24 protein-coding genes are annotated in these 23,485 nt (G+C 74.6%); 13 read left to right on the top strand and 11 right to left on the bottom strand.

Going from position 1 to position 23,485, the window contains the following annotated elements; genetic code table 11:
* Window positions 1-133 precede the first annotated feature (133 nt).
* The 4 genes from kstD (at window position 134) to KIS93_RS16665 (ending at window position 4,896) form a co-directional block, all read left to right on the top strand.
* Window positions 134-1,918, top strand: coding sequence for a 3-oxosteroid 1-dehydrogenase (gene kstD / locus KIS93_RS16680; RefSeq protein ID WP_186404337.1), 1,785 nt, complete (start codon window positions 134-136; stop codon window positions 1,916-1,918).
* A 113-nt stretch (window positions 1,919-2,031) separates the two neighbouring features.
* Window positions 2,032-3,741 carry an alpha/beta hydrolase-fold protein gene (locus KIS93_RS16675; RefSeq protein WP_080036718.1) on the top strand — a complete coding sequence of 570 codons (1,710 nt, stop codon included), beginning with the start codon at window positions 2,032-2,034 and terminating at the stop codon, window positions 3,739-3,741.
* Window positions 3,702-4,184 (top strand): hypothetical protein, encoded by a 483-nt coding sequence (locus tag KIS93_RS16670; protein ID WP_080036719.1) that lies wholly within the window; start codon window positions 3,702-3,704, stop codon window positions 4,182-4,184. The genes KIS93_RS16675 and KIS93_RS16670 overlap by 40 nt, the downstream gene beginning before the upstream one ends.
* Before the next feature lie 52 nt (window positions 4,185-4,236).
* Window positions 4,237-4,896: an SDR family NAD(P)-dependent oxidoreductase gene (locus tag KIS93_RS16665; RefSeq protein WP_080036720.1), complete on the top strand. Its 660-nt coding sequence runs from the start codon at window positions 4,237-4,239 to the stop codon at window positions 4,894-4,896.
* On the opposite strand, the gene KIS93_RS16660 is transcribed toward KIS93_RS16665, so the two are convergent.
* Window positions 4,885-5,814, bottom strand: a complete 930-nt coding sequence (locus KIS93_RS16660; RefSeq protein ID WP_186404275.1) for a GNAT family N-acetyltransferase — start codon at window positions 5,812-5,814, stop codon at window positions 4,885-4,887. The two genes, KIS93_RS16665 and KIS93_RS16660, sit on opposite strands and share 12 nt — an antisense overlap.
* 181 nt (window positions 5,815-5,995) lie before the next feature.
* Between KIS93_RS16660 and KIS93_RS16655 the strand changes: the two genes are divergently transcribed.
* The 4 genes from KIS93_RS16655 (at window position 5,996) to KIS93_RS16640 (ending at window position 9,382) form a co-directional block, all read left to right on the top strand.
* Complete coding sequence (locus KIS93_RS16655; protein WP_080036722.1) at window positions 5,996-6,883, top strand: cation diffusion facilitator family transporter; 888 nt, start codon at window positions 5,996-5,998, stop codon at window positions 6,881-6,883.
* Window positions 6,884-7,019: 136 nt separating this feature from the next.
* Window positions 7,020-7,472 (top strand): hypothetical protein, encoded by a 453-nt coding sequence (locus KIS93_RS16650; protein ID WP_080036723.1) that lies wholly within the window; start codon window positions 7,020-7,022, stop codon window positions 7,470-7,472.
* A gap of 66 nt (window positions 7,473-7,538) precedes the next feature.
* On the top strand, window positions 7,539-8,696 hold the full coding sequence (locus KIS93_RS16645; RefSeq protein WP_080036724.1) for a sensor histidine kinase: 1,158 nt from the start codon (window positions 7,539-7,541) through the stop codon (window positions 8,694-8,696).
* Entirely contained in the window at window positions 8,693-9,382 is a 690-nt protein-coding gene (locus KIS93_RS16640; RefSeq protein ID WP_080036725.1) for a response regulator, read from the top strand. Before KIS93_RS16645 ends, KIS93_RS16640 begins: the two co-directional genes overlap by 4 nt.
* A 101-nt stretch (window positions 9,383-9,483) precedes the next feature.
* Here the strand turns inward: KIS93_RS16640 and KIS93_RS65235 are convergent, their stop codons facing one another.
* Window positions 9,484-9,606: a helix-turn-helix domain-containing protein gene (locus KIS93_RS65235; protein WP_246005325.1), complete on the bottom strand. Its 123-nt coding sequence runs from the start codon at window positions 9,604-9,606 to the stop codon at window positions 9,484-9,486.
* A 41-nt stretch (window positions 9,607-9,647) separates the two neighbouring features.
* Window positions 9,648-10,157 (bottom strand): AAA family ATPase, encoded by a 510-nt coding sequence (locus KIS93_RS65230; RefSeq protein ID WP_080036726.1) that lies wholly within the window; start codon window positions 10,155-10,157, stop codon window positions 9,648-9,650.
* 287 nt (window positions 10,158-10,444) lie between these two features.
* Between KIS93_RS65230 and KIS93_RS16630 the strand changes: the two genes are divergently transcribed.
* The gene (locus KIS93_RS16630; RefSeq protein WP_080036727.1) at window positions 10,445-13,237 is read left to right on the top strand and encodes a helix-turn-helix transcriptional regulator; all 2,793 of its coding nucleotides are present in this window, start codon (window positions 10,445-10,447) and stop codon (window positions 13,235-13,237) included.
* Between the two features lie 67 nt (window positions 13,238-13,304).
* A complete protein-coding gene (locus KIS93_RS16625; RefSeq protein ID WP_222107494.1) occupies window positions 13,305-13,889 on the top strand; it encodes an O-methyltransferase in 585 nt (194 codons plus the stop codon).
* Between the two features lie 169 nt (window positions 13,890-14,058).
* Here KIS93_RS16625 and KIS93_RS16620 read toward each other — a convergent pair whose 3' ends face one another.
* On the bottom strand, window positions 14,059-14,949 hold the full coding sequence (locus tag KIS93_RS16620; protein WP_080036729.1) for a helix-turn-helix transcriptional regulator: 891 nt from the start codon (window positions 14,947-14,949) through the stop codon (window positions 14,059-14,061).
* Window positions 14,950-15,080: 131 nt separating this feature from the next.
* Here KIS93_RS16620 and KIS93_RS16615 point away from each other — a divergent pair, with 131 nt between their 5' ends.
* Window positions 15,081-15,665 (top strand): short chain dehydrogenase, encoded by a 585-nt coding sequence (locus tag KIS93_RS16615; protein WP_080036730.1) that lies wholly within the window; start codon window positions 15,081-15,083, stop codon window positions 15,663-15,665.
* Window positions 15,666-15,673: 8 nt separating this feature from the next.
* Here the strand turns inward: KIS93_RS16615 and phnE are convergent, their stop codons facing one another.
* Genes phnE through KIS93_RS16595 form a run of 4 tightly spaced genes read right to left on the bottom strand, consistent with a single transcriptional unit; the run spans window position 15,674 to window position 19,376 of the window.
* Entirely contained in the window at window positions 15,674-16,501 is an 828-nt protein-coding gene (phnE, locus tag KIS93_RS16610) for a phosphonate ABC transporter, permease protein PhnE (protein WP_080036731.1), read from the bottom strand.
* The gene (locus KIS93_RS16605; RefSeq protein WP_222107493.1) at window positions 16,498-17,310 is read right to left on the bottom strand and encodes a phosphonate ABC transporter ATP-binding protein; all 813 of its coding nucleotides are present in this window, start codon (window positions 17,308-17,310) and stop codon (window positions 16,498-16,500) included. Before KIS93_RS16605 ends, phnE begins: the two co-directional genes overlap by 4 nt.
* Window positions 17,311-17,312: 2 nt before the next feature.
* Window positions 17,313-18,218, bottom strand: a complete 906-nt coding sequence (locus tag KIS93_RS16600) for a phosphate/phosphite/phosphonate ABC transporter substrate-binding protein (protein WP_080036733.1) — start codon at window positions 18,216-18,218, stop codon at window positions 17,313-17,315.
* Between the two features lie 24 nt (window positions 18,219-18,242).
* Complete coding sequence (locus KIS93_RS16595; protein WP_080036734.1) at window positions 18,243-19,376, bottom strand: TIGR03364 family FAD-dependent oxidoreductase; 1,134 nt, start codon at window positions 19,374-19,376, stop codon at window positions 18,243-18,245.
* Window positions 19,377-19,520: 144 nt separating this feature from the next.
* On the opposite strand from KIS93_RS16595, the gene KIS93_RS16590 reads away from it, so the two are divergent.
* Together KIS93_RS16590 and KIS93_RS16585 are read left to right on the top strand one after the other, a co-directional pair.
* Entirely contained in the window at window positions 19,521-20,300 is a 780-nt protein-coding gene (locus KIS93_RS16590) for a GntR family transcriptional regulator (RefSeq protein WP_155126451.1), read from the top strand.
* Window positions 20,297-20,995, top strand: coding sequence for a phosphonatase-like hydrolase (locus tag KIS93_RS16585; protein WP_155126454.1), 699 nt, complete (start codon window positions 20,297-20,299; stop codon window positions 20,993-20,995). The genes KIS93_RS16590 and KIS93_RS16585 overlap by 4 nt, the downstream gene beginning before the upstream one ends.
* Window positions 20,996-21,001: 6 nt before the next feature.
* Here the strand turns inward: KIS93_RS16585 and nuoH are convergent, their stop codons facing one another.
* Genes nuoH through KIS93_RS63380 form a run of 3 tightly spaced genes read right to left on the bottom strand, consistent with a single transcriptional unit; the run spans window position 21,002 to window position 23,165 of the window.
* Window positions 21,002-22,306 (bottom strand): NADH-quinone oxidoreductase subunit NuoH, encoded by a 1,305-nt coding sequence (gene nuoH / locus KIS93_RS16580; RefSeq protein ID WP_080036735.1) that lies wholly within the window; start codon window positions 22,304-22,306, stop codon window positions 21,002-21,004.
* An 11-nt stretch (window positions 22,307-22,317) separates the two neighbouring features.
* The gene (locus tag KIS93_RS63385) at window positions 22,318-22,686 is read right to left on the bottom strand and encodes a helix-turn-helix transcriptional regulator (RefSeq protein WP_222107492.1); all 369 of its coding nucleotides are present in this window, start codon (window positions 22,684-22,686) and stop codon (window positions 22,318-22,320) included.
* 2 nt (window positions 22,687-22,688) lie between these two features.
* Window positions 22,689-23,165, bottom strand: coding sequence for a hypothetical protein (locus KIS93_RS63380; RefSeq protein ID WP_222107491.1), 477 nt, complete (start codon window positions 23,163-23,165; stop codon window positions 22,689-22,691).
* Window positions 23,166-23,485: the final 320 nt, after the last annotated feature.

The following is a 23,485-nucleotide window of genomic DNA, read 5'->3' as shown; positions in this document are numbered from 1 at the left end:
CTGTGCTGCGCCGGCAGGACGACCGTAGGGCCCGCGCGCCTCGCGCCGAGTCCGGGACGGCCCTGGGAATTTCCCTAGGAAACCGGCCGTTGACAGGCGAAACAACCAAGCGCATGCTTGGGCGCATGTCGGGATCAACGACCACCGGCCCACACCCGCAGGGCCCACCCGCCGCACCCTCCTGCGCGGCGCCGCCGTCGCCGGCGGCGCGCTGGTCACGGGCGCCACACTGGGCAGCGCGCCCGTCCGCGCCGACGCCTCCGACGCCTCCTTCGCTGACGCCGAGTACGACGTCGTGGTCGTCGGCGCCGGCGCCGCCGGGATGACCGCGGCGCTGACGGCGGCCAAGCGCGGCCTGCGCACCGTCGTGATCGAGAAGGCGCCCACGTTCGGCGGCTCGGCCGCCCGCTCCGGCGCCGGCATCTGGATCCCCAACAACGAGGTCATCCTCGCCGCCGGCGTCCAGGACACCCCGGCCAAGGCCGCCGCCTACCTCGCCCGCGTCGTCGGCGACACCGTGCCGATCGAACGGCAGCGCGCGTTCCTGGCCGCCGGGCCCGCAATGATCTCGTTCGTGCTGCGGAACAGCCCGCTGCGCTTCCGGTTCATGCAGGGCTACTCCGACTACTATCCCGAGCTGCCCGGCGGCATGCCGGACGGCCGCTCCATCGAGCCCGCCCAGCTCGACGGCAACCTCCTCGGGGCCGAGCTGGCCCGGCTGAACGCCCCGTACATCCCCAGCCCGGCCGGCATGGTCGTGCACAGCGCCGACTACAAGTGGCTCACGCTCGCCGCCGTCAACCCCAAGGGCCTGGAGGTGAGCGCCGCGTGCCTGCTGCGCGGCACCGAGGCCGCGCTGCGCGGCGAGAAGCCGCTCACCATGGGCCAGTCACTGGCCGCCGGGCTGCGCGCCGGGCTCCTCGCCGCCGGCGTCCCGGTGCTGCTCAACACCCCGCTGCTCGACCTGACCGGCGAGGCCGGCCGCGTCACCGGCGTGCGCACCCCGTCCGGCTCCATCAGGGCCAGGCTCGGCGTGATCGTCGGGTCCGGCGGGTTCGAGCACAGCGCGGCCATGCGCGCCGAGTTCCAGCGCCAGCCCATCGGCACGAGCTGGACCGTCGGCGCCAAGGAGAACACCGGCGACGGCATCGAGGCCGGCGAGCGGGCCGGCGCCGCGCTCGACCTCATGGACGACGCCTGGTGGGGCCCCTCGATCCCGCTGCCCGGCGAGCCTTACTTCTGCCTCGCCGAGCGCACCCTGCCCGGCGGCATCCTCGTCAACGGCAAGGGCGTGCGCTTCGTCAACGAGGGCGCCCCGTACAGCGACGTCGTCCACGTCATGTACGACCGCAACAGCGCCGCCGACCCGCACATCCCCGCCTGGCTGATCGTCGACCAGCACTACCGCAACAAGTACCTGTTCCGCGACGTCGCACCCCTGCTGCCGCTGCCCGCCGCCTGGTTCGACAGCGGCGCCGCGTTCCAGGCGTGGAGCGTCGAGCAACTCGCCCAGAAGATCGGCGTCCCCCAGGCCGCGCTGCGCGCCACCGTCAACCGCTTCAACACCTTCGCCACCACCGGCAAGGACCTCGACTTCCGCCGCGGCGACAGCGCCTACGACCGCTACTACGCCGACCCCCTCGTCAGGCCGAACCCGTGCCTGGCCCCGCTCTGGCTGCCGCCCTTCTACGCGTTCAAGATCATCCCGGGTGACCTCGGCACGAAGGGCGGGATGCGCACGGACGCCCGCGCCCGCGTCCTGCGCGCCGACGGGACGGTCATCCCCGGCCTGTACGCCGCCGGCAACGCCAGCGCGGCCGTCATGGGCCACAGCTACGCCGGCTCCGGCTCGACCATCGGCCCCGCCATGACCTTCGGCTACATCGCCGCCAACGACCTCGCCGACACCCGCCCGTAGCTCCGGGTCGCAGTGCCGCGGACTCCCGCGGCACGGCCCCGAGCCGCCCCGGGGTGGATCTACACTCTCCCGAAACGGCCACGTGCCTACGGTAAACGTTTACAGGAGAGTGCATGCCCCCCGTACCCCGATGGACCCTCGCCGGCGTGCTCGCCGTCTTACTCGCGCTCGTCCTGACGGCACCGCCAGGCGAGACGGACGTGCGCGTGAGCGGGACGCTCGCCACCGGCGCGGCCCCCTCGCCCGCCCTGGGCGAGGACATCGCCTACAACGTCTACCTGCCCGCCCGCTACGACCGCAGCGAGGCCCGCTACCCGGTGCTCTACCTGCTGCACGGGCGCGGCGACACCATGCAGGCGTGGACGCGGGTGCGCACGACGCTCGACGACATGATCCGTACCAAGCGGATCCCGCCCGTCATCGCGGTCATGCCCGACGCGCCCTGGAGCGAGCGCGGCAGCTGGTACGTCGACTCCCGCTACACCGGCGCGGACCTGCCCGGACGTCCCGTCGAGACAGCGCTGACCCGGGACCTGGTCGCGCACGTGGACGCCACGTACCGGACGGCGCCCATCAGGCAGGCGCGGCTCGTCGGCGGCTACTCCATGGGCGGCGCGGGCGCGCTGCGGTTCGCGCTCGCGCACCAGGACCTGTTCGGCGCCGCCGCCGTGCTGAGCCCGGCCGTCTACACGCCGCTGCCGCCGTCCGACTCCTCCGCCCGTGATCACGGCGCGTTCGGGGCGGGCGGGACGAAGTTCTCCGACGAGGTGTACCGGGAGCTGAACTACCCCGCGCTGCTGCCCGGGCTGGACCCGGACCTGCCCGTCCGGCTGTTCGTGGCGGTCGGCGACGACGAGTACGCCAACCCCGCCCCGGCCGACGCCCGCCACGACCTCGACTTCGAGTCCGCCGCCCTCTACAACGCCGCCAGGCGCTCGCCCGCGATCTCCGCGCAGCTCCGCGTCCTGGACGGCGGCCACGACTGGACGGTGTGGACGCCCGCGTTCGAGCAGGCCATGGCCGAGCTGGGCCCCGGCCTGAGCACCACGCCGCCGACCGGCCTGCCCGCCCCGCTGCACGGCACGCCCGGCACCGACTGGGCCGGCGGCGTCGCCGCCCACGCCGACGGCTCCCTGACCCTCGCGTACGCGGCCTCCGGCCCCGTCGCCGGCCAGCCGCACGCCGGCCGCCTCGACGCCGTCGTCACCCGTCCCGGGAAGTGGACCAGGCAGCTCGGCACGGCGGCCGACGAGCGCCTCTACGGCCTGGCGGCCCTGCCCGACGGAGGGGTGCTCGCGGCCGGCTACACCAAGGGCGACCTGGACGGCCGGCACCCCGGCAACGCCGCCGACGACGCGTTCGTGGTCCGGCTCGGCGCGGACGGCGCGGTGCGGTGGATCACCCAGTTCGGCGCGCCGGACGCGGCCGACCGCCTGTACGGCCTGACCGCCGCCCCCGACGGCGGCGCCTACGTGGCCGGCTACACCAAGGGCGCTCTCGACGGGCCCAACGCCGGCGACAAGGACGCCGTCGTCGCCCGCCTCACCGCGGGCGGCGAGGTGGCCTGGATCCGCCAGTACGGCGGCCCGGGCGAGGACAAGGCCACCGGCATCGCCACCACCGCAGCCACCACCGCCGCAGCCGCCCGCACTGACGCTGCCATTGATGCCGACACCACCGTGTACGTGGTCGGCAGCACCGGGGCCGCCATGCCCGGCACGACCGCGCTCGGAGGCCTGGACGGCTGGATCGCCGCCTACCCGGCCGACGGCGCCGCCAGGAAGTGGGCCGCCGCCGTGGGGGCGGCGGCGACGACCGGCTGAACGCGGTCACCGTCACCACCTCGGGCCTGGCCGTCGCCACGGGAGCCTCCGGCGGCGACGCGCTGACCGTCGCCCACACCTCCTCGGGCAAGCGCCGCTGGCAGCACACCCTCGCCACCTCGGCGTCCGACGAGGGCGCCGCCATCGTGCCGCTGCCGGGCGGCGAGGTGCTGGTCGCGGGGCACACGCGGGGCCGGGTCGGGGTGCCGGCCGGCGGCGCCGACGTCCTCACCCTGCGCCTCGACGGCCGCGGCCGGCAGCTCGCCGCCGGCCAGCTCGGCACCGCGCGGGACGACGCCGTCGACCCCTTCGCCGAGCCCAACCTGTACGCCGCCGCCACCGCCTCCGGCCAGGTCGCGATCGCGGGCCTGACGTACGGCGCACCGGAGGGCGGGGAGGCGCTCGGCAACGGCGACGTCTTCCTCACCACGTCCCCGGGATGACGGACGGCCCGGCGGGTGCGAGGATCGGGGCGATCTTGGAGAGGGGAAGTCGATGGGGAACGTGCTGGTGACCGGCGCCACCGGAGGCATCGGAACGGCGCTGGTCAGCGCACTCACGCAGGCCGGCCACCAGGTGACCGCCGTGGGGCGCGACATCGGCCGGCTGGACGTCCCGGGCATCGAGGCCGACCTCGCCGCCCCCGAGACGCTGGCCGCCGCAGTCGGCCCCCTGGACGACGTCCAGGCGCTGGTGCACTGCGCCGGGATCTCGCCCGTCGCGGCCGTCGCCGACGCCGACCCCGAAACCTGGCGGCGGACGATGGCGGTGAACGTGACCTCCGCCGCCGAGCTGGTCCGGCTGGCGCTGCCCGCGTTACGCCGCTCCAGAGGGCACGTGATCTTCGTCAACGCCTCGCCGGGCCTGACGGGGGTCGCCCGCTGGTCGGGGTTCGTGGGCAGCAAGGCGGCGCTGCGGGAGCTGGCCGACTCGCTGCGGGAGGAGGAGGCCGCCCACGGGGTACGGGTCACCACGGTCCACCCGGCGGCGACGGCCACCGACCTGCTGGGCGAGGTCAGGAGCGCTTTCGGGCGGCCGTACGATCCGGCGACCTGCATCCGCCCGGAGTCGCTGGCAGCGATGATCGTCTGGCTGCTGAACGCCCCGCCCGACGCCTACGCCTGCGACCTTTCCGTCCTCCCGTCACCCCGCTGAACCACCACGCTGGGCGGCCCCGTGGCCGGACGGGGTGAGGCGTCCCCAGGTCGTGATGAGCGGGCGGTAGCCCTGGCGGGACCAGAAGGGGCCGGACAGCGGGTTCGGGGCCACGTAGTCCACCAGGATCGTGCCGACGCCGGCCGCCGCCGCCTCGGCGTGGGCGTGGGCGGCCAGCGCGGCGCCGACGCCCCGCCCCCGGCTGCCCGGGCGCGCGTACATGGAGCCCACGTACGCCACCGGTGAGGCGTTCACGCAAGCGGCGGGCCCGGCGGCGTGGGCGGGGTGGTGGACCGCGAGCATGCCGACGGCCTCGCCGCCCGTCTCGGCGAGCCAGCACCAGCCGTCGCCGCGGGCGAGCTTGCCCTCGATCTCGGCGCGGGCGGCGGCGGGCGTCGAGGGCAGCACCTCGATCCAGCCGAACTGCGCCTCGTAGCCCACCAGCTCCAGGTACAGCGCGCACAGGGCGTCCAGGTCGCCCGCCGACGCCTGCCGTACCCCGGGGGAGGGCGGCTCGCCGGCGGCGGCGGGGCGGGTGCGTACGGCGCGGACGGAACGCGGTGCGAACCCCCTCCTGGCCAGTGCCGCGACCGGTGCGGTGTCCCGGCTGGGCCAGCTCACCACGAGGCCGGAGCCCGGCTCGGGGTCGAGGGCGGCGATCCAGCGGTCGAGGAGGCGGCCGAGCGCGTCCGCGGGGTCGTCGCCGGCGGCTCTGGCGTGCAGGGAGTGGGTGGTGGGCGGGCCCCAGTGCACCGCGCGGGCGGCGGGGTCGGCCGTGATGGTGGCGGACGCGCCGACGGCCCCGGCGGTCTCGAACCAGCCGCCGCCGAGATCCGTGACGCTGCCGAGGTCCGTGACGGCGACGAGGGGGTCGGCGGCTCGTACGCGTTCGCGGTGGGACTCGATCACATCGCTCACGTCCCGCACGATAACCCCGGCGCATCGCCCACGTCCCGCACCCGCCGAGGCCGCAAGGTGGAGAGCGGGGCGGGTCGTCGGCCTGGCGTCCGGCAGTTTCCGTCGCCCCCGAAGCTTGTCCCGCCCCGTCCCGGGTACTGGGCAATGTCGCTGTGGACGGCGGCGGAAGGAGCGGGGCAGGGTGAGCGGGAGCGGTTCTCAGGAGGCGACGCTGGCGGCGCTGGCGGCCAACATCGGCATCGCGGTGACGAAGTTCGTGGCGTTCGTCTTCACCGGGTCGTCGTCGATGCTGGCCGAGAGCATCCATTCGGTGGCCGACTCGGGCAACCAGGGGCTGCTCCTGTTCGGGCGGACGCGGGCGGAGCGGGAGCCCACGCCCGACCATCCGTTCGGTTTCGGCAGGGAGCGGTACTTCTACGCGTTCCTGGTGTCGGTGGTGCTGTTCTTCGGCGGCGGGCTGTTCGCGCTTTATGAGGGGTACGAGAAGGTCGCGCACCCGCATCCGCTGGAGAGCTGGCCGTGGGCGGTCGGGGTGCTGGTGGCGGCCATCGTCATGGAGGGGCTGTCCCTGCGTACGGCGGTCCGCAACGCCGGCCGGGTGCGCCGCGGCCGGTCGTGGGCCAGGTACATCCGGGAGGCGAAGGCGCCGGAGCTGCCCGTGGTCCTGCTGGAGGACACCGCGGCCCTGGCAGGGCTGGCCTTCGCGCTCGTCGGGGTGACGCTGGCCCTGCTCACGGGGAACCCGCTCTTCGACGGTCTCGGCTCGATCGCCATCGGACTGCTGCTGATCGTCGTGGCGGTGACGCTGGCCAGGGAGACCAAGAGCATGATCATCGGGGAGGCGGCGTCGCCCGAGATCCAGCGGGCCATCGAGGACGTGCTGCGCCACGACAGCGCCATCCGCGACTTCACCCAGCTCCGTACCCTGCACCTGGGCCCCGAGGAACTGCTGGTGGCGGCCCGCGTCACCGTCACGGACGGGCAGGTGGCCGAGGCGTTGCGCGGCGCGGAGGAACGCATCCGCGAGCGCGTGCCGCTCGCGACGGTGGTTTACCTGCAGCCCCAGTGAGGCGCCGCACGCCTGCTCCTTTCGGTGCAGATGTACGGCGAACGGTGCACGGCAGAGTGACAGCCGTGAGAGGACGCGATCCCGGTGAGGCCCCGTCTAGCGTGGCCGGACGAGCCGACAACCGGGAGAAAACATCATGTTCAAGAGTGTCCTCACGACGGTCGCCGGCCTGGCCCTGATGGCCGGGCTCGTGGGCGCGGCCGGCATCCCGTCCATCGCCGCCGCCGACGTGACCGCCCGCACGGCCGATGTGACGGCCCAGAAGGCCGGCGTGACGGCGCGCACGGCGGCGCCGAAGCCGCCGAAGGGCGCCAGGGCGGTGGTGCAGGTCAGCCCCAACCCCACCGCCAGGCGCGGCCAGGAGGTGACGATCACCGGCCACTGCGGCGGCGGCAAGGGGCTCAAGGCCGTCCTCGCCGGCCTCGACAGGGAGCATCCGGTGCTGGAGAACATCCGCATCGTCAGGGACGACCCGAAGCGGTTCGAGGCGAAGGCGACCCTTTCGCCCAGGATCGGCAACGGCGTCGGCCCCGTCTTCGTCGACTGCGGCGGCGAGGCGGGCGTGACCCTTCTGGTCACTCACGTCTGATACTTCCGCCAGGGCCGGTGACCCCGCCGGCCCTGGCAACGACCCTGAGCACCAAGGAGCCCGCGCATGGCCGAGCCCGCCCCCGTCCGGCACCTCGCGAGGATCGCCGACGTCGCGCTGGCCGCAGTCACTCTCGTCCTGTTCGTCTCGATCGCCCTGGCCGCGGGCGTGCGGCAGCCCATGGGCAACGCGGTCCCCCTCGGCCTGTTCCTCGGGGCGCTGCTGCTGGTCAGGCGCCGGTGGCCGACGGCCGTGCTGCTGCTGTCGGTGTGCGGCGTCCTCGTCTACCACCTGGCGGGGAACTGGTCCCCGGCCGGCTGGATCTGGCCGGTCGCGGCCGCGTACTTCACCGCCGCGACCACGCCCCGCGTGCGCTGGGCGGCCGTGGTCGGCGTGGCCCAGCTCGCGTACTCCGCGTTCGACGCCCGCGCGATCGTGGACCGGAACCTGTTCCGCTACGTGCTGCACGTCGCGGGCGAGGGGCTGCTGCTGGCGGCCCTCATCGCGGCGGGCCTGCTGTACGCCGCCGCGACGCGCCGGCGCGAGCGGCTGCGCGAGGCCGATGAGCGGGCCCGCGTGGCGGAGGAACGCCTGCGCGTCTCGCGCGAGGTGCACGACGTGATCGCCCACACGCTGGCCCTCGTCGGCGTGCAGCTCAACGTCGCCGCCGACGCCCTCGACGAGGACGACCCGGCGGCGGCCGCCACCGCGCTGCGCCTGGCCAAGGACGTGCGCAACCGTGCCATGAACGACCTGCGCACCCTGATCACGACCCTGCGCGACGACTCGGGCGACACCGCGCCCCAGCCCGACCTGGCCGGCCTGCGCACGCTCGTCGCCGACGCCCGCGCCGCCGGCCTGGAGGTGACGCTGGACGAGCGCGGCGACCCGGCCGCCGTCCCGGCCGTGCCCGCCATCGCCGTCTACCGCGTCGTCCAGGAGTCGCTGGCCAACACGATCAAGCACGCGGGCGCGAGCAGGGCCGGGGTGACGATCGGCTACCGGCCGGAGTCGGTCACCGTCGAGGTCACCGACGACGGCCGGGGCGCCGCCGAGGTGACCGAGGGGCACGGCCTGGCCGGCATGCGGGAGCGGGTGAGCGCACTCGGGGGCGTGCTCAGCGCGGGGCCGGTGCCGGGCGGCTTCGCCGTCCGGGCGGAGATTCCTGTGGGAGGCCCGCTGGGAGGCCCTGGGGGATGCACTGTGGCAGGCTCGGCGGCATGACGATCAGGGTGCTCCTCGCCGACGACCAGGCTCTCGTCCGGGCCGGCTTCCGCAGCCTGCTGGCCCGCTCCAAGGACATCACGGTCGTCGGCGAGGCCGGCGACGGCGACGAGGCCGTGCGGCTGGCCGCGAGCACCCGCCCCGACGTCATCCTCATGGACATCCGCATGCCGGGCACCGACGGCATCACCGCCACCCGCCGCATCCTCGCGGAGCCGGGCGCCACGGGCTGCCGGGTGGTCATCCTGACCACGTTCGACAGCGACGAGCACGTCTTCGCGGCCCTGCGCGCCGGCGCCAGCGGCTTCCTCACCAAGGAGGTCGAGCCGGCCGAGCTGCGCCGGGCGGTGGCCGCCGTCGCCGCGGGCGACGCGCTGCTGTCGCCGGGCGTGACGCGGCGCGTGGTCGAGCAGTTCGCCCACCGGCAGGACCTCTCGCCTGGGGCGGACCGGCGGCTGGACGTCCTGACGGCGCGGGAGCTGGAGGCGGTGCGGCTCGTGGCGCTGGGGCTGTCCAACAACGAGATCGCCGAGCGGCTCGTCATCAGCCCGCTCACCGCCAAGACCCACATCACCAGGGCGATCGCCAAGCTGGAGGTGCGCGACAGGGTGCAGCTCGTCATCCTGGCGTACGAGAGCGGCCTGGTCCGCCCCGGCGGCCGGTCCGGGCCGGCAGCGGCTCGATGAGGTCGTCCATGGCGCAGCCGAGGATGTCCAGCAGGGCCTCGAGAACAGCCCCCGCGCGGCCATCACCTCACGCAGGCGCCACCGGTAGTCCGGCCCGCCGGTCACGAGGCCCGTCCGAGCTGGCGGCGGGAGGTGATGCCGAGCTTGGTGAACACCTTGCCCAGGTGGTACTCGACGGTGCGCGGGCTGACGTAGAGGCGGGCGGCGATCTCCCTGTTCGTCAGGCCCTGGCGTACCAGCCGGACGACCTGCGTCTCGTGCGGCGTCAGCCGGTCGCCGGTCTCGGCGGCACGCCGGCGCGCCGTCTCGCCGGCGGCCGGCAGCTCGCGAGCAGCGCGCCGGCCTGATCCGGGTCGAGCGGGTCGAGCGGCAGCTCCGGCAGCGCGGCGGCGGCCAGGAGCCGGTCGACGTCCCCGCCGTCGCGGGCGGTGAGCACGAGCGCCACCGGGTCGGGCTCCAGGCGGCGCGCCACGAACGTCAGCATCTCCCAGCTCGCCCGGTCGAGCCAGTGGGCGTCCTCCACGGCCAGCAGGACCGGCCGGTCGAGGCGGCCGAGCAGGTCGAGCACCTCGACCCCCACCCGGAACGGCGACTCCTCCCCGGAGACGGTCAGCTCGGGCAGCCGGCGGAACAGGTGGGTGATCCCGGCGTAGGGGAGCTCCATCTCGGCCTGCACGCCCGTGGTGGTCAGCACCCGCATGCCGCGCTCCTCGGCCGGCGCGCACGCCCGGCTCCACAGCGCGGACTTGCCGATGCCGGCCTCGCCCCGCACCACGAGGGCGCCGCCGCGTGGCGTCGTCCAGCAACGTGGTGAGCGCCTGGAGCTGCGCCGACCGCCCGACGATCGCCGGGGACCCCGCGTCTCGGGTCACCCGCCCCCCGTCCGACGCGTGAATCATTCATCAGATGCGAGAGACGGTGCACGCGCGCAGGTCACCGTACGTGCCGCCGATTCGACGGATCATCGGACGACCGGCGCGGGCACCGCGCCACATAAAATCAAAACCGGTCGCCTCCCTCCCATTCGGCGTCCTCGTTCCGTGGGTGGAGGCGGTGCCTGAAATGAGCAGGGAAGCCCGATCGTCGCTGCGCGGCCGGCGGCTCGAACGCGAGGCCCTGGACCGGCTCGTCGCCACCGTGCAGGCCGGCCGCAGCGCGGTGCTGGTGCTGCGCGGCGAGGCCGGCATCGGCAAGACCGCGCTGCTGGAGCACGCCCGCGACAACGCGGCCGGCTGCCGCATCGCCAGGGCGGCCGGCGTGGAGTCGGAGATGGAGCTGGCCTACGGCGGGCTGCACCAGCTCTGCGCCCCGTTCCTCGACCGCCTCGACCGGCTGCCCGCGCCGCAGCGCGCCGCGCTGGCCACGGCGTTCGGCCTGAGCGCGGGCACGCCGCCCGACCGTTTCCTGGTCGGGCTGGCGGTGCTGAGCCTGCTGTCCGACGTGTCCGAGCAGGAGCCGCTGGTGTGCCTCGTCGACGACGCGCAGTGGCTGGACCAGGTCTCCGCGCAGACCCTCGCGTTCGTGGCGCGGCGCCTGCTCGCCGAGCGGGTCGGGCTGGTGCTCGCCGTCCGCGAGCCCTGCCTGGACAGCGAGCTGACCGGGCTGCCGCAGATCGAGGTGACGCGGCTGAACGACACCGACGCCCGCGCCCTGCTCGACTCGGTGACGCCCGGCCGGCTCGACGAGCGGGTCAGGGACCGCATCGTGGCCGAGGCGCAGGGCAACCCGCTGGCCCTGCTGGAGCTGCCGCGCGGGCTGAGCGCGGCGGAGCTGGCGGGCGGGTTCGGCCGGCCCGACACCCGGCCGCTGGCCGGCCAGATCGAGCAGAGCTTCCTGCGCCGCTTCCGCCCGCTGCCGCCCGAGACGCAGCAGCTCCTGCTCATCGCCGCGGCCGAGCCGGTGGGCGACGTCACCCTGCTGACCCGGGCGGCCAAGCTGCTCGGCATCGAGGCGAGCGCGGCGGCGCCGGCGGAGGCGGCCGGGCTGATCACCATCGGCACACGGGTGCGCTTCCGCCACCCCCTCGTCCGCTCGGCGACCTACCGGGTGGCCGCGCTGGAGGACCGGCAGCGGGTGCACCGCGCGCTGGCCGACGCCACCGACCCCGACGCCGACCCCGACCGGCGCGCCTGGCACCTCGCCAACGCGGTGGCGGGCCCCGACGAGGAGGTGGCCGCCGAGCTGGAGCGCTCGGCCGGCCGGGCGCAGGCGCGCGGCGGCGTGGCCGCGGCGGCGGCGTTCCTGGAGCGGGCCGCCGAGCTGACGCCCGATCCGGCGCGCCGCGGCCTCAGAGGGCTGGCCGCGGCCAGGGCCAAGTACCGGGCCGGCGGGTTCGACGCCGCGTACGAGCTGCTGGACGCGGCGGAGCTGAGCCCGCTCGACGAGCGCGACCGCGCCCAGGCCGACCTGCTGCGCGGCCAGATCACGTTCGCCTCCACCAGCGCCGGCGCCTCCCTGCCGCTGCTGCTCAAGGCCGGCAAGCGGCTGGAGCCGCTGGACGCGGGCCTGGCCCGCGAGACCTACCGCGACGCGCTGAACGCCGCCATGACCGCCGGCCACCTGCCCGACGGCGCCCAGGCCGCCGACATCGCCGCGGCCACGCTCGCCGCGCCCCCCGGCCCGCCGCCGCCCCGCCACGACCTGCTGCTGAACGGCGTGGCCCGGTCGGCCACCGAGGGGTACGCGGCGGGCGTGCCGCTGGTGCGCCGGGCCCTCGACGCCTTCCGCGCCGACGCGGTGACCAGGGAGGAAGGGCTCGGCTGGCTGCCGTTCGCCTCCCGGATGGCCCACAACGTGTGGGACTTCGACAGCTGGTCCGTGCTCTCCGCGCGGCTGGCCGGCCTCGCCCGGGAGACGGGCGCTTTGTCCGTGCTGCCGTCGGCGCTGCACATGCTCGTCGCGAACCGCGTCCTGGCCGGTGAGCTGAGCGTCGCGGAAACGCTGGTGGCCGAGGCGGCCACGATCGGCGAGGTGACGGGCAGCCGCTTCCTGGCCCAGTACGCGGCCCTCGTCCTGGAGGCGTGGCGCGGCAGGGAGGCCACGATGCGCCAGGTCAGCGAGGCCATCACCCGCGACACCGCCATCCAGGGGGAGGGCAAGGTGCGCACCGCCACCCAATGGGCGAACGCCGTGCTCGGCAACGGCCTCGGCCGCTACGAGGAGGCGTACGTGGCGGCCGAACGCGGCGCCGAGCACCCCCAGGAGCTCGGCGGCACGTACATGAGGTCCATGGTCGAGCTCGTCGAGGCCGCCGCCAGGAGCGGGCGGCGGGCCCGCGCCGCCGAGGTCGCCCGCACGCTCGACGAGATGGCGCAGGCCACCGGCACCGACTGGGCGCTCGGCACCTCCGCCTGCGCGCGCGCCCAGGTGAGCGAGGGCCAGGCCGCCGAGGCCCTGTACCGCGAGGCGATCGAGCGGCTCGGCCGGACCGAGGTCCGCACCACGCTCGCCCGCGCCCATCTGCTCTACGGCGAGTGGCTGCGCAGGGAGGGCCGCCGCGTCGACGCGCGCGAGCAGCTCGGCATCGCGTACGAGTCGCTGGCCGAGATGGGGGTGGAGGCGTTCGCCGAGCGCGCCAGGCGCGAGCTCTCGGCCACCGGCGAGACCGTGCGCAGGCGGGCCGTGGAGGAGCGGGCCGCGCTCACCGCGCAGGAGGCGCAGATCGCCCGGCTCGCCGGTGAGGGGCTGACCAATCCCGAGATCGGCGCGCAGCTGTTCATCAGCCCGCACACTGTCGAGTGGCACCTGCGCAAGGTGTTCGCCAAGCTCGGCATCGTCTCCCGCAAGCAGATCAGCGCCAAGCTGCTCCAGTCGGCACAGGCGCGGCCACCCCTGTCCTGCTCACGCTCGGCGTAGCTCTTCCCGGCGGCCGCAGGTGCCTCCTGGGGCAGTGATGGAACGGCGGCCAGGGCACACTTCTCCTGTGGACGAGAGAGTACGCAAGACGATCGAGGCCCTGAACGAAGCCGCGGCCCGGCACGACGCCGCCCAGCAGGACCGGCTCGACCGGTGGCGGGTCCTGGAGCCCGACGCGGGGGAGTTCCTGTGGTTCCTGGCGCAGAGCGTCGGGGCGCGGGCCGTCGTGGAGGTCGGCACCTCCCGCGGCGTGTCCACGCTGTGGCTGGCCGACGCCGCCCGCGCGACCGGCGGCCACGTCCTCAGCCTCGACACCGACGCCGCCGCCCAGGAGCACGCCCGCCGCACCACCGCCGAGGCCGGTTTGGCCGAGCACGTGGAGTTCCGGGTCGCCGACGGCGGCGCCGCGCTCGCCGGCCTGCCGGACGGCTCGGTCGACCTGCTCTTTCTCGACGCCGAACGCACCGAGTACCCGTCCTGGTGGCCCCACCCCTACCGGGTGCTGCGCGAGGGCGGCGTGCTCGTGGCCGACAACGCCCTGTCCCATCCGGACGAGATCGCCCCGCTCCGCGACCTGCTCCTCGCCGAGCCGGCCCTGACCGTCACCACGCTCAACCTCGGCAAGGGGGAGCTGGTCGCCCTCCGCCGCTGACCGCCCCGCTCGCACTGCCGCCCCCGGCACGTGGATCGCGATGTTGCCGGCGGTGTGACGCCTCCGCCCGGTCCGGCCCGGCGGACCTGCGCGCGGGCGGCCGCTCGCTGCCGCGCTTCGCGCAGCTCAGAGGGCACGTGTACGAGCTGGTGCAGCAGGCCGGGAGCGGTCACCGCCCGGCTTCGCGCGCCTCCAGCCCGGCCGGGCACTGAGCGGCGGTCAGGCCGGCGAGGAGCTTCAGCGCGGACTCCGACGGCGAGCCGGGCTCGGCGTTGAACACGGCCACGCGCTGCCCGTCGTCGTTCGGCAGGGTCATGAACTCGGTGAGCAGCTCCATCGTGCCCACCACCGGATGGTGGTAGGTGCGCGGGTCGGTGCCGCAGTCGCCGACCGCGTGCGCCGCCCACAGCGCCGCGAACTCCGGGCTGCCCACGGTCAGCTCGCCCACCAGGGCGGCCAGCCCCGGCGCGCCGGGATACCGGCCCGCGATGAGCCGCAGGTCCGCGACCGTCGAGCGGGCCTTGGCCGGCCAGTCGCCGTACAGCTCCCGCAGGTGCGGGTCGAGGAACAACATCCGCGCGATGTTGGGCCGGTCGGCGGGCCGGCCGGGCGCGTCGAAGGCGAGGTGCCCGGCCAGCAGCGCGTGCGCCATCGGGTTCCAGGCGAGGACGTCGAGGAAGCGGCCCATGACCAGCGCGGGCACGTCCCCGAACGAGCCGATCATGAGCCGGACGCCGGGCCGGGCCCGCTCGGGCCTGGCCGCCCGGGGCCGGGCCTTCGCCTTCGGCCTGGCCAGCGCGTACAGGTGGGCCCGCTCGGCCTCGTCCAGGCGCAGCACGCGGGCGACGGCGTCGAGCACGGCGTCGGAGGCGTTCGGGCTCTGCCCCTGCTCCAGGCGGGTGTAGTAGCCGGCGCTCACGCCGGCGAGCTGGGCCAGCTCCTCGCGCCGCAGCCCCGGCACGCGGCGCCGGCCGCCGAACGTCGGCAGCCCGGCGTCCTCGGGACGCAGCCGCGCCCGTCGCGATCGCAGGAACTCGCCCAGCTCACCCGATGTGTCCATACGGGCCAGTATCGCCGGTCGGCGGGGCGCGGTGCCTGCACCTGTCAGGTGTAGGCACGGCGGATGGCTGGCTGAGATCCGCCGGCCGGCCGCAGTCTGTCCTGCGAACCCCTTACCAACGGAGGAGCAGCGTGAAAGTCATCGTGATCGGTGCGACGGGAACCATCGGCGGCGCGGTCGCCCGGGCACTGGAGGCGCGCCACGACGTGGTCCGCGCGTCCCGCAACACCTCACCCCGCGTGGACATGGACGACCCCGCCTCCATCGGCGCCCTGCTCGCCGGGACCGGCCCGGTGGACGCGGTCGTGTGCTGCGCCGCCAGCGGCGGCCTCAGCCCCCTGGACACGCCGTCCGACGAGGACTACTGGCGCGGGCTCCAGGGCAAGCTCATCGGCCAGGTGACGCTGGTGCGCGGAGCACTCGCCCACGTGCGTGACGGCGGCTCCGTCACGATCACCAGCGGGCGCTTCGCCGCACCCATCCCGGGCAGCTCGCTCGGGCACCTCGTCAACGCCGGCCTGGAGGCGTTCGTCGGGGCCGCCGCGATCGAGATGCCGCGCGGGATCCGGCTGAACGCCGTCAGCCCGGGCTGGGTCCGCGAAACCCTTCTCGACCTGGGCATGGACCCCGCCGGCGGCACCCCGGCGGCCGACGTCGCCCGCGTCTACGTCCAGGCCGTGGAGGGCGGCGCGCGCGGCCGCACGCTGGCCGTGTGACCCGCGCGCTAACCTCCGACGCGGCGGCGCACGTACGCCGAGAGCTGGTCCACCGCGACCACGAGCACCATGACGATCGCCAGGTGCGTCACCATCTCGTCGAACCGGAAGAGCTTGATCGACTGGTTGACCAGGAAGCCGATGCCGCCCGCGCCCACCAGGCCGAGCACCAGGGACGAGCGCACGTTCACGTCGAAGCGGTAGAGCAGCAGCCCCACGAACTGCGGGAGCACGGCGGGCAGCACCGCGTGCGCCGCGGCCTGGACGCCCGACGCGCCGCCGACGCGCAGCGCGTCGCGCGGGCCGAGGTCGATCTCCTCCATCGCCTCGGCCCACAGCTTGCCCATCACCCCCGTGTTGTGGAAGATCAGCGCCAGCACGCCGGCGAACGGGCCGAGCCCCACGGCGGTGACGAAGACCAGCGCGAACACGACGTCCGGCACGGCGCGCAGGAACGACAGCACCGAGCGGGCCGCCTGGTAGGCCCAGCGGTTCGGCGCCGTCGTCCGCGCCGCGAGCAGCGCCAGCACCAGCGCGAACGGCACCGAGAACGTGGTGCCCAGCAGGCCGATGCCCAGCGTGACGAGCGCCGCCTGGAGGCCGGGCCGCAGCACCCCGTCCCACGACAGGTCCGGCGGCAGGGCCTGCCCGGCGAAGTCGGCCATCCCGCGCCAGCCCTGGACGAGGGCGGCGGGGGAGAACTCGGTGCCGTTCCAGGCCAGCACGTGGGCGAGCACGACGGCCACGGTGACGGCGGCGGTGACCGTGGTGACCGGGCGCCGGCGGGGCGGGGTGAGGCGGCTGTCCGGCGGCAGCGCGCCCGTGCTGGTGCTCACTGGTGCTCCTGGTCGGCGTCCGGGTGGTGCTGGTGATCGGGGGCGTACAAGGTGGCGAGGTCGGCAGCGGTGAGGGCGGCGGCCGGGGTGTCGAGCGTGGCGCGGCCATGCAGGAGCCCCGTGACGCGGTCGGCGTGCCGGCGGGCCAGGTCGGGCTGGTGCAGCACGGCGGCGACGGCCAGGCCCTGCTCGTGGGCGAGGTCGGCGAGGAGCGCGACCACCTGCTCGGCCGCGGCCGGGTCGAGGGCGGAGACCGGCTCGTCGGCCAGGATGATCTCCGCCCGCTGGCACAGGGCGCGGGCGATCGCGACCCGCTGACGCTGGCCGCCCGACAGCCGCCCGGCCGGCTCGGCGGCCCGGCCGGCCATGCCCACGCGGTCCAGGCACACCATGGCCTCCTCGCGCAGCTCGCGCGGGAACAGGAGCGGGGTGAGCGAGCGGCGCAGCGGCAGCCGTCCGAGGGCGCCGGCGCAGACGTTGTCCAGCGCGGTGCGGCGGTGGACGAGGTGGATCTGCTGGAAGATCATCGCCATCCGGCGGTGCGGCGGGGCGGTGTCGGCGGGCCGGCCGTGCACCAGGATCTCGCCCGCGTCGGGGCGCTCCAGGCCGACGACGCAGCGCAGCGCGGTGGACTTGCCGCTGCCGTTCGCGCCGAGCAGGGCGAGGAACTCGCCGGGCGCGAGGCTCAGGTCGAGACCGTCCAGGACGGTCCGGCCGGCGAACGACTTCCGCAGCCCGCGCACCTGCAACGCGGCTCCACCGACTCGCGCCGCCGCCCCTGGAGGGGCGGGCCACGTCGGCGAGGTCATGGTCATACGTCCTTCTCGGTCAGGTCGAGGGCGGTGGCCAGGTCGAACAGCGGCTGGTACGTCTCCTTGCGCACGGCGACGAGCGGCCCGGGCGGGTCCACGTCGAGGAACGCGCCGACCTTGGCGACGTCGGCGGGCCCGAGCTTCAGCAGCGCCGACGTGATCGCCTGCCGCACGGCGGGGTCGAGCTTGCCGTGCACGGTGATCGGGTCGTTCGGGATGGGGTCGGAGGTCCAGATCCGGCGATACTTGGCGGGATCGAAGCCGCCTTCCGCCTGGACGGTGGCGAGCTGCTGGCTGTTGATCTCGGCGGCGTCCACCTTGCCGTTGGTCAGGGCGAGCAGCGCCTCCGGGTGGCCGCCCGCGTAGTCGATCCTGACGTCGGCCTCGGCCACGCCCTGCGTCTTGAGCGCGTAACGGGGGAGTGCGTCCCCCGAGGTCGAGCCGGGGCTGGACAGCGCCAGCGACCTGCCCTTCAGGTCCTTGACGGAGGTGATCGGCGAGTCGGCGGGCACCCAGATGCCGGCGGTGTAGGTGGTCAGGGCGCCCTTGGCGTCGGCGAAGGAGGCGACGGGCTGGGCGTCGGCCTTGGTGCTGGCGAAGACGTACCCGAGCGGGCCGAACTGCGCCACTTCCAGCCGGCCGTTGCGCATCGCCAGCACCTCGGCCGAGTAGTCCTCGACGACCTTCAGCTCGACCGGGCAGTTCAGCGTCTTCTGGAGCGCGGCGGCCAGCGTCTCGTAGGCGGGCTTGAGCTTGGCCGGGTCCTCGTACGGCTCCACGCCGAAGCGGATCTTCCCGTTCGGGCAGGTGGGCGAGGTGGCCGTGGTGGTGTCACCGCCGCCGCATCCGGTCAGCAGCAGGGCCGGGAGCACGGCCAGGGCGGCCAGGGCAGGTCGTGCGCGCATAGGTGTCTCCTGGAAAAAGGCTGGTCAGGCCAGCAGGTCGTCGAGGATCTCGGGGGCCAGGCCCAGGGCGGTGGTCATGCCGATGCCGGAGGTGACCGACACGACGCGCACGCCCGGCATCGGGGCGGCGATCAGGAACGGGTCGGGCGCCGAGGCGTAGACGCCGCGCCACCGCTCGCGCACCGCCAGCGGCCCGGACCCGAGCAGGCGGGCGGCCTCGTCCAGGATGTGCCGGTCGAGCTCGTCGGCGCCGAACGGCTCGGGCGTGACGGCGTAGGCGTGGGTGTCGCCGACGATGAGGTCGCCGTCGGGGCGCTGGGTGAGCATGAGGTTCAGGCCGATGCCGGTCAGCTCGGGGCGTTCCCGCTCCAGGCGGGCGCGCAGCGCGGGCCCCGTCGGGCAGGCGGCGAAGCCGGCGTACCGCAGGAGCGAGAAGCCGGACAGCACGGCCGGGTCGACGCGGCGGCCGTGCGGGTCGGCGACCCGCAGCATGCGCAGGACGCAGCGGCGCAGCCCGGCGCGCTCGGCCAGGCCGGGGAAGTGCCGGTCCACGTCGTGGCCGACGGCCAGCACCACGTGCCCGGCCCTGATCCGGCCGCGGCTGGTGGTCACCAGGCCGGGCTCGACGAGGTGCGCGGTGGTGGCCCAGTGGAAGCGCACGCCCTGCCCGGCCAGCCAGGCGGCGATGGCGTGCACGGCCTCGCGCGGATCCACCCGCACGTCCAGCGGCAGCCAGGCGCCCCCGACCACCCCGGCGCCGACCGGCACCCGCTCGGCCACGCGGCGGCCGTCGAGCAGCACGGCCTGCCCGTCGCGGGCGGCGGCGAACTCGCGCAGCACCGCGTACTCGTCGTCGGCGCGGGCCACCACGACGGTGCCGGTCTCGTCGAGCCGGAGCCCGGCCTCCTTGGCCAGGCGCAGCCAGGCGGTCCTGGCGGCCATCGCGTACCGCAGGGCGTCGCCGTCCTGGGCGGTGAAGCAGCCGTGGCCGAAGTTGCGTACCGAGGCGCCGACGGCGCGCTCATCCCGCTCGACCACGACGACGGACAGCCCGCGGGCCACGGCGTCCACGGCGTGGGCCAGCCCCACGATGCCCGCGCCCACGACCACGAGATCGGCCGCGCCGAGGGACGTGTCCCACGGCAAGTGACTTGTCATGACAGGTACGCTGCCGCTCGCCGCCCGGCGGCGTCAATCCCGGCCCGGACATGTCATCTCGCGTTCGCCTGCCCGTCATTTTCGCAGGTAAAAGCAGGATCGAGGCTTTCGCGAAGTCTGCGCGCTCCTGTATGGTCAAGTCGCATGGACGCACCTCTTCACGAACGCGTCGCGTCGGACCTGCGCCGCCGCATCAGCTCCGGCGAGCTGTCGGTGGGCGCGGCCATCCCCTCCGAGTCGCACCTGTGCGAGCAGTGGGGCATCTCGCGCGGCCCGATCCGCCAGGCCCTCGCCACGCTGCGCGCCGAGGGCCTCATCGGCGGCGGGCGCGGCAAGCCTCCCGTCGTCCGCAGCCAGAGCATGCCCCAGCCGTTCGAGACCTTCCTGTCGTTCTCGCGCTGGGTGCAGCTCATGGGCCGCACCCCCGGGCAGCGCACCCTCGAGATCGCCCGCCGCCCGGCCGGCCAGGAGGCGTGCGACGCCCTCGGGCTGGAGGAGGGCGAGCCGGTCGTGGAGATGCTGCGGCTGCGGCTCATGGACGACCTGCCCGCCATGGTCGAGCGCACCACGTTCGTCTGGCCCGTGGGGCGGCTGCTGTTCGACTTCGACTGCGACTCCGGGTCGGTGTTCGCCTACCTCAGCGGACGCGGCGTCGACCTCAGCCGGGCCCGCCACGTCATCGACGCCGTCGGCGCCGACGACACCGACGCCGCGCTCCTCGGCATCCCGCGCGGCGCGCCCCTGCTGCGCGAGCGCCGCCAGACCTCCTCCGCCGCCGGCGAGCCCGTCGAGTTCTCCGACGACCGCTACCGGCCCGACCTCGTCTCGTTCACCATCGACAACTCGCAGCAGGCCCACCCCGCGCTGCTGCGCAGCCCCAGCCACCCGCTCGCCGCGCGAGCCGCGCAAGGAGTAACCCCGTGATCGAACTGGCGGTCCTCGACATCGCCGGCACCACCGTGGAAGAGCACGGCGCCGTCTACCTCGCCCTGGAGGAGGCCGTGCGAGCGGCGGGCGGCACACCGTCGGCCGCCGACATCGAGCGCTGGATGGGCGCCGACAAGCGCGAGGCCATCGCCGCCCTGCTGACCGGCTCACCGACCGGCGGCCCGTCCCGCGAAACGTCCGGCGGGCCGTCCGGTGAGACGATCGACGCTGCCTTCGCCGACTTCCGCGCCCGGCTCCGTGCCGCCTACGCCGCCCGGCCGCCCGCGCCGCTGCCCGGCGTGCCCGAGGCGATCGGCACGTTGCGTGCCGCGGGCGTCAAGGTGGCGCTCACCACGGGCTTCGACCGCGAGGTCACCACCGAGCTGCTGAAGGTGGTGGGCTGGGAGCACGGCGTCCTCGACGCGGTCGTGTGCGTGGACGACGTCACCACCGGGCGGCCGGCCCCGTACATGATCTTCCGGGCGATGGAGGCGACCGGCGTGCACGACGTCGGCCGCGTCCTGACCGCCGGCGACACCGTCCGCGACCTGGAAGCCGGCACGAACGCCGGCGCCCGCGTCGTGGCCGGCGTCCTCACCGGCAGCCAGGACGCCGCCACCCTCGGCGCCGTCCGCCACACCCACCTCCTGCCGGGCGTGGCGAGCATCCCCGCTCTCCTGTCCCTGGCCTGAGGGCCCTCAGACGCGATCCCGCTGGACGCCGTGGTAGTGCGGCAGGTCGAGCGGCGGCACAGGGAAGCCACCGGCCGTCGGCTCCTCGGACAGTTGCTCGAACTCGGCCTCCACCTGTGCCTTCTTCGCTTCCTTGCGCCGCTGGCCGACGGTGTCGAAGCGCATCCAGATGGCCAGCGCGCCGATTACGATGACCACGCCGAGGCCGATGCCGAGCGTGCGGTTGCCGTCGTTGACCACGACGTTGCGCACCGCGGCCACCAGCAGGATCCAGGCCAGGTTGACCGGGATCAGCACCTTCCAGCCCAGCGACATGAGCTGGTCGTAGCGCACCCGCGGCAGCGAGGCGCGCACCCACACGATGAAGCAGAAGGTGAGCACGAACTTGATGAAGAACCACAGCACCGGCCACCAGCCCTGGTTCGCGCCGTCCCACAGCGAGATCGGGAACGGCGCCCGCCAGCCGCCCAGGAACAGGGTGACCGCGATGCCGGAGGCGGTGAAGGTGTGCAGGTACTCGCCCATCATGATGAGGGCGAACTTCAGCGACGAGGAGTACTCGGTCTGGAAGCCGCCGACCAGCTCGCCCTCGCCCTCGGGCAGGTCGAACGGGATGCGCGCGGCCTCGCCGAACATGCAGATCACGTAGACCAGGAAGGACGGGATGAGCAGCACCGCGAACCAGGTCTGCTCCTGCGCCTTGACGATCTCGGAGGTCGACAGGGTGCCGGCGAACAGGAAGATCGCCACGAACGACAGGCCCATCGCGATCTCATACGAGACCACCTGGGCCGCCGAGCGCAAACCGCCCAGCAGCGCGTACGGCGAGCGCGACGACCACCCGGCCAGCACCACCCCGTAGACCGAGACCGCGCCCATGGCCAGCATGAACAGCACCGCCACCGGCAGGTCCACCAGCTGCAGCGGCGTCTGCACCCCGAACAGGTTCACCACCGGCCCGAACGGCACGATGGAGAAGGCCAGGAACGCCGGCACCACCATGATCACCGGAGCCAGCAGGTAGAGCACCCTGTCCACGTTCCGGGGGAAAAGATCCTCCTTCAGCCCCATCTTGATCGCGTCCGCGACCGACTGCAGCAAGCCGAACCTGCCCGCCCGGTTCGGGCCGTAGCGGTGCTGCATCCGCGCGATCAGCTTGCGCTCGAACCACACCCCGAAGACCACGCCGAGCCCCAGGAACACGAACAGCATCACGGCCTTGACGATGGTGATCCACAGCGGATCATGGCCGAAGTCGGCGAGGGTGGGATCGGCCGCGAGAGCCGCTCCCGTCGTCCCGGTGAGCGTCATGAACGCGCACGCTAGTGCGCCGCCGTCCCGGTGTCTTGAACGAATGCGAACAGCTGCCCCGGCGTCATCCCCGCCATCGCCCGCACCTCGCGCGTCAGGTGCGGCTGGTCGGCGTAACCGCACGCGACCGCGGCCTCGTCCAGCACGGCGGCGGGACGGCTCAGCGCCCGCACCGCCCGCTGGAACCGGGCGACCCTCGCCACCGTCTTCGGCGACAACCCCACCACCCGCCGGAACCCCAGCTCCAGATAACGGCGGCTCACCCCCAGCTCGGCAGCCACCCCCTCCACCGTGACCCGCCCACCCGGCTCCCGCAGCTTTCTGCCTGGCTCCGACAGTTGCCCGTCCGGCGGCTCCTGGAGCCGACGCCACGCCCGCATGATCAGGTCGTCGGGGCCGGCCGGCCGCAGCCGGGCCGCCAGCCACCGCTCCAGCAGGGCGAAGCGCTCCGCCCAGCCCGCCTGCTCCGCCAGCCGCCCGGCCAGCTCGCCGCCTGACGGGCTCCGAGCAGCTCCTCCAGGGGGACGGCGGCGGCGCCGGCCACTTCGCGCATGGGCGTCCCGGTCAGCGCCGCCATCCCGGCGGGCGTCAGCCCGACCGCCACCCCGTGACGCCAGAGCGCCTGAGGAACGAGCGCCGCGGCGCTGCGCGGCCCGGTGACGAACGCCCCCGCGCCCGTGAAGTCGACGATCAAGGTGGCCGCGTTCAGCGGCAACATCCGGGTGGGCTGCCCCGCCACCGCCGGCGTGCGGAAACCCGCCCAGCCCAGCACGTAGGGACGCAGCTGCGGCCGGGCCGCGCGGACCCGGACCTCGTACGGCTCCGGCCGTGGCCGCGCCGGCAGCGAATGGATCGACATCACCTCCCATCATCCAGGAGGCCGTCCCGGGATCTCATGGCGGGAGCATGCCAAGAGCCATGTTCCTGCCGTGAGGGCGTGGTGTTTGTCGCTTCGCGGCGAGTTCGGGCGACCGCGTTCCGTGCAACGTATCCGGTATGACGGCGAAGAGAACGAAATCCTGCTCATGCGGACACGGATCCTCCTGCTCCTGCGCCAGCACCTGCAGCTGCGGCTGCAACGCCTGATCCCCCCGGCCCGGTACGCGGGCCCGAGCGCCGGCGACCTCCGGTGACAGGGCGGGCACAGCGCCGTGCCCGCCACGCTCCCTCTCTCGCGAC

Origin of the sequence: [Actinomadura] parvosata subsp. kistnae, from assembly GCF_900323885.1 — a bacterium.
Taxonomy (GTDB): Bacteria; Actinomycetota; Actinomycetes; order Streptosporangiales; family Streptosporangiaceae; genus Nonomuraea; species Nonomuraea composti.
Note: the sequence above shows the minus strand (reverse complement) of the source record. Positions and strands in the feature narration are given on the sequence as shown.

Excerpts from the sequence above, each read along its gene's own strand:
- KIS93_RS16675 (WP_080036718.1), top strand. The coding sequence starts at position 2,032 with ATGCCCCCCGTACCCCGATGGACCCTCGCCGGCGTGCTCGCCGTCTTA.
- KIS93_RS16665 (WP_080036720.1), top strand. The coding sequence starts at position 4,237 with ATGGGGAACGTGCTGGTGACCGGCGCCACCGGAGGCATCGGAACGGCG.
- KIS93_RS16650 (WP_080036723.1), top strand. The coding sequence starts at position 7,020 with ATGTTCAAGAGTGTCCTCACGACGGTCGCCGGCCTGGCCCTGATGGCC.
- KIS93_RS16645 (WP_080036724.1), top strand. The coding sequence starts at position 7,539 with ATGGCCGAGCCCGCCCCCGTCCGGCACCTCGCGAGGATCGCCGACGTC.
- KIS93_RS16640 (WP_080036725.1), top strand. The coding sequence starts at position 8,693 with ATGACGATCAGGGTGCTCCTCGCCGACGACCAGGCTCTCGTCCGGGCC.
- KIS93_RS16630 (WP_080036727.1), top strand. The coding sequence starts at position 10,445 with ATGAGCAGGGAAGCCCGATCGTCGCTGCGCGGCCGGCGGCTCGAACGC.
- KIS93_RS16620 (WP_080036729.1), bottom strand. The coding sequence starts at position 14,949 with ATGGACACATCGGGTGAGCTGGGCGAGTTCCTGCGATCGCGACGGGCG.
- KIS93_RS16605 (WP_222107493.1), bottom strand. The coding sequence starts at position 17,310 with ATGACCTCGCCGACGTGGCCCGCCCCTCCAGGGGCGGCGGCGCGAGTC.
- KIS93_RS16600 (WP_080036733.1), bottom strand. The coding sequence starts at position 18,218 with ATGCGCGCACGACCTGCCCTGGCCGCCCTGGCCGTGCTCCCGGCCCTG.
- KIS93_RS16595 (WP_080036734.1), bottom strand. The coding sequence starts at position 19,376 with ATGACAAGTCACTTGCCGTGGGACACGTCCCTCGGCGCGGCCGATCTC.
- KIS93_RS16590 (WP_155126451.1), top strand. The coding sequence starts at position 19,521 with ATGGACGCACCTCTTCACGAACGCGTCGCGTCGGACCTGCGCCGCCGC.
- nuoH (WP_080036735.1), bottom strand. The coding sequence starts at position 22,306 with ATGACGCTCACCGGGACGACGGGAGCGGCTCTCGCGGCCGATCCCACC.
- KIS93_RS63385 (WP_222107492.1), bottom strand. The coding sequence starts at position 22,686 with ATGCGGGCGTGGCGTCGGCTCCAGGAGCCGCCGGACGGGCAACTGTCG.
- KIS93_RS63380 (WP_222107491.1), bottom strand. The coding sequence starts at position 23,165 with ATGTCGATCCATTCGCTGCCGGCGCGGCCACGGCCGGAGCCGTACGAG.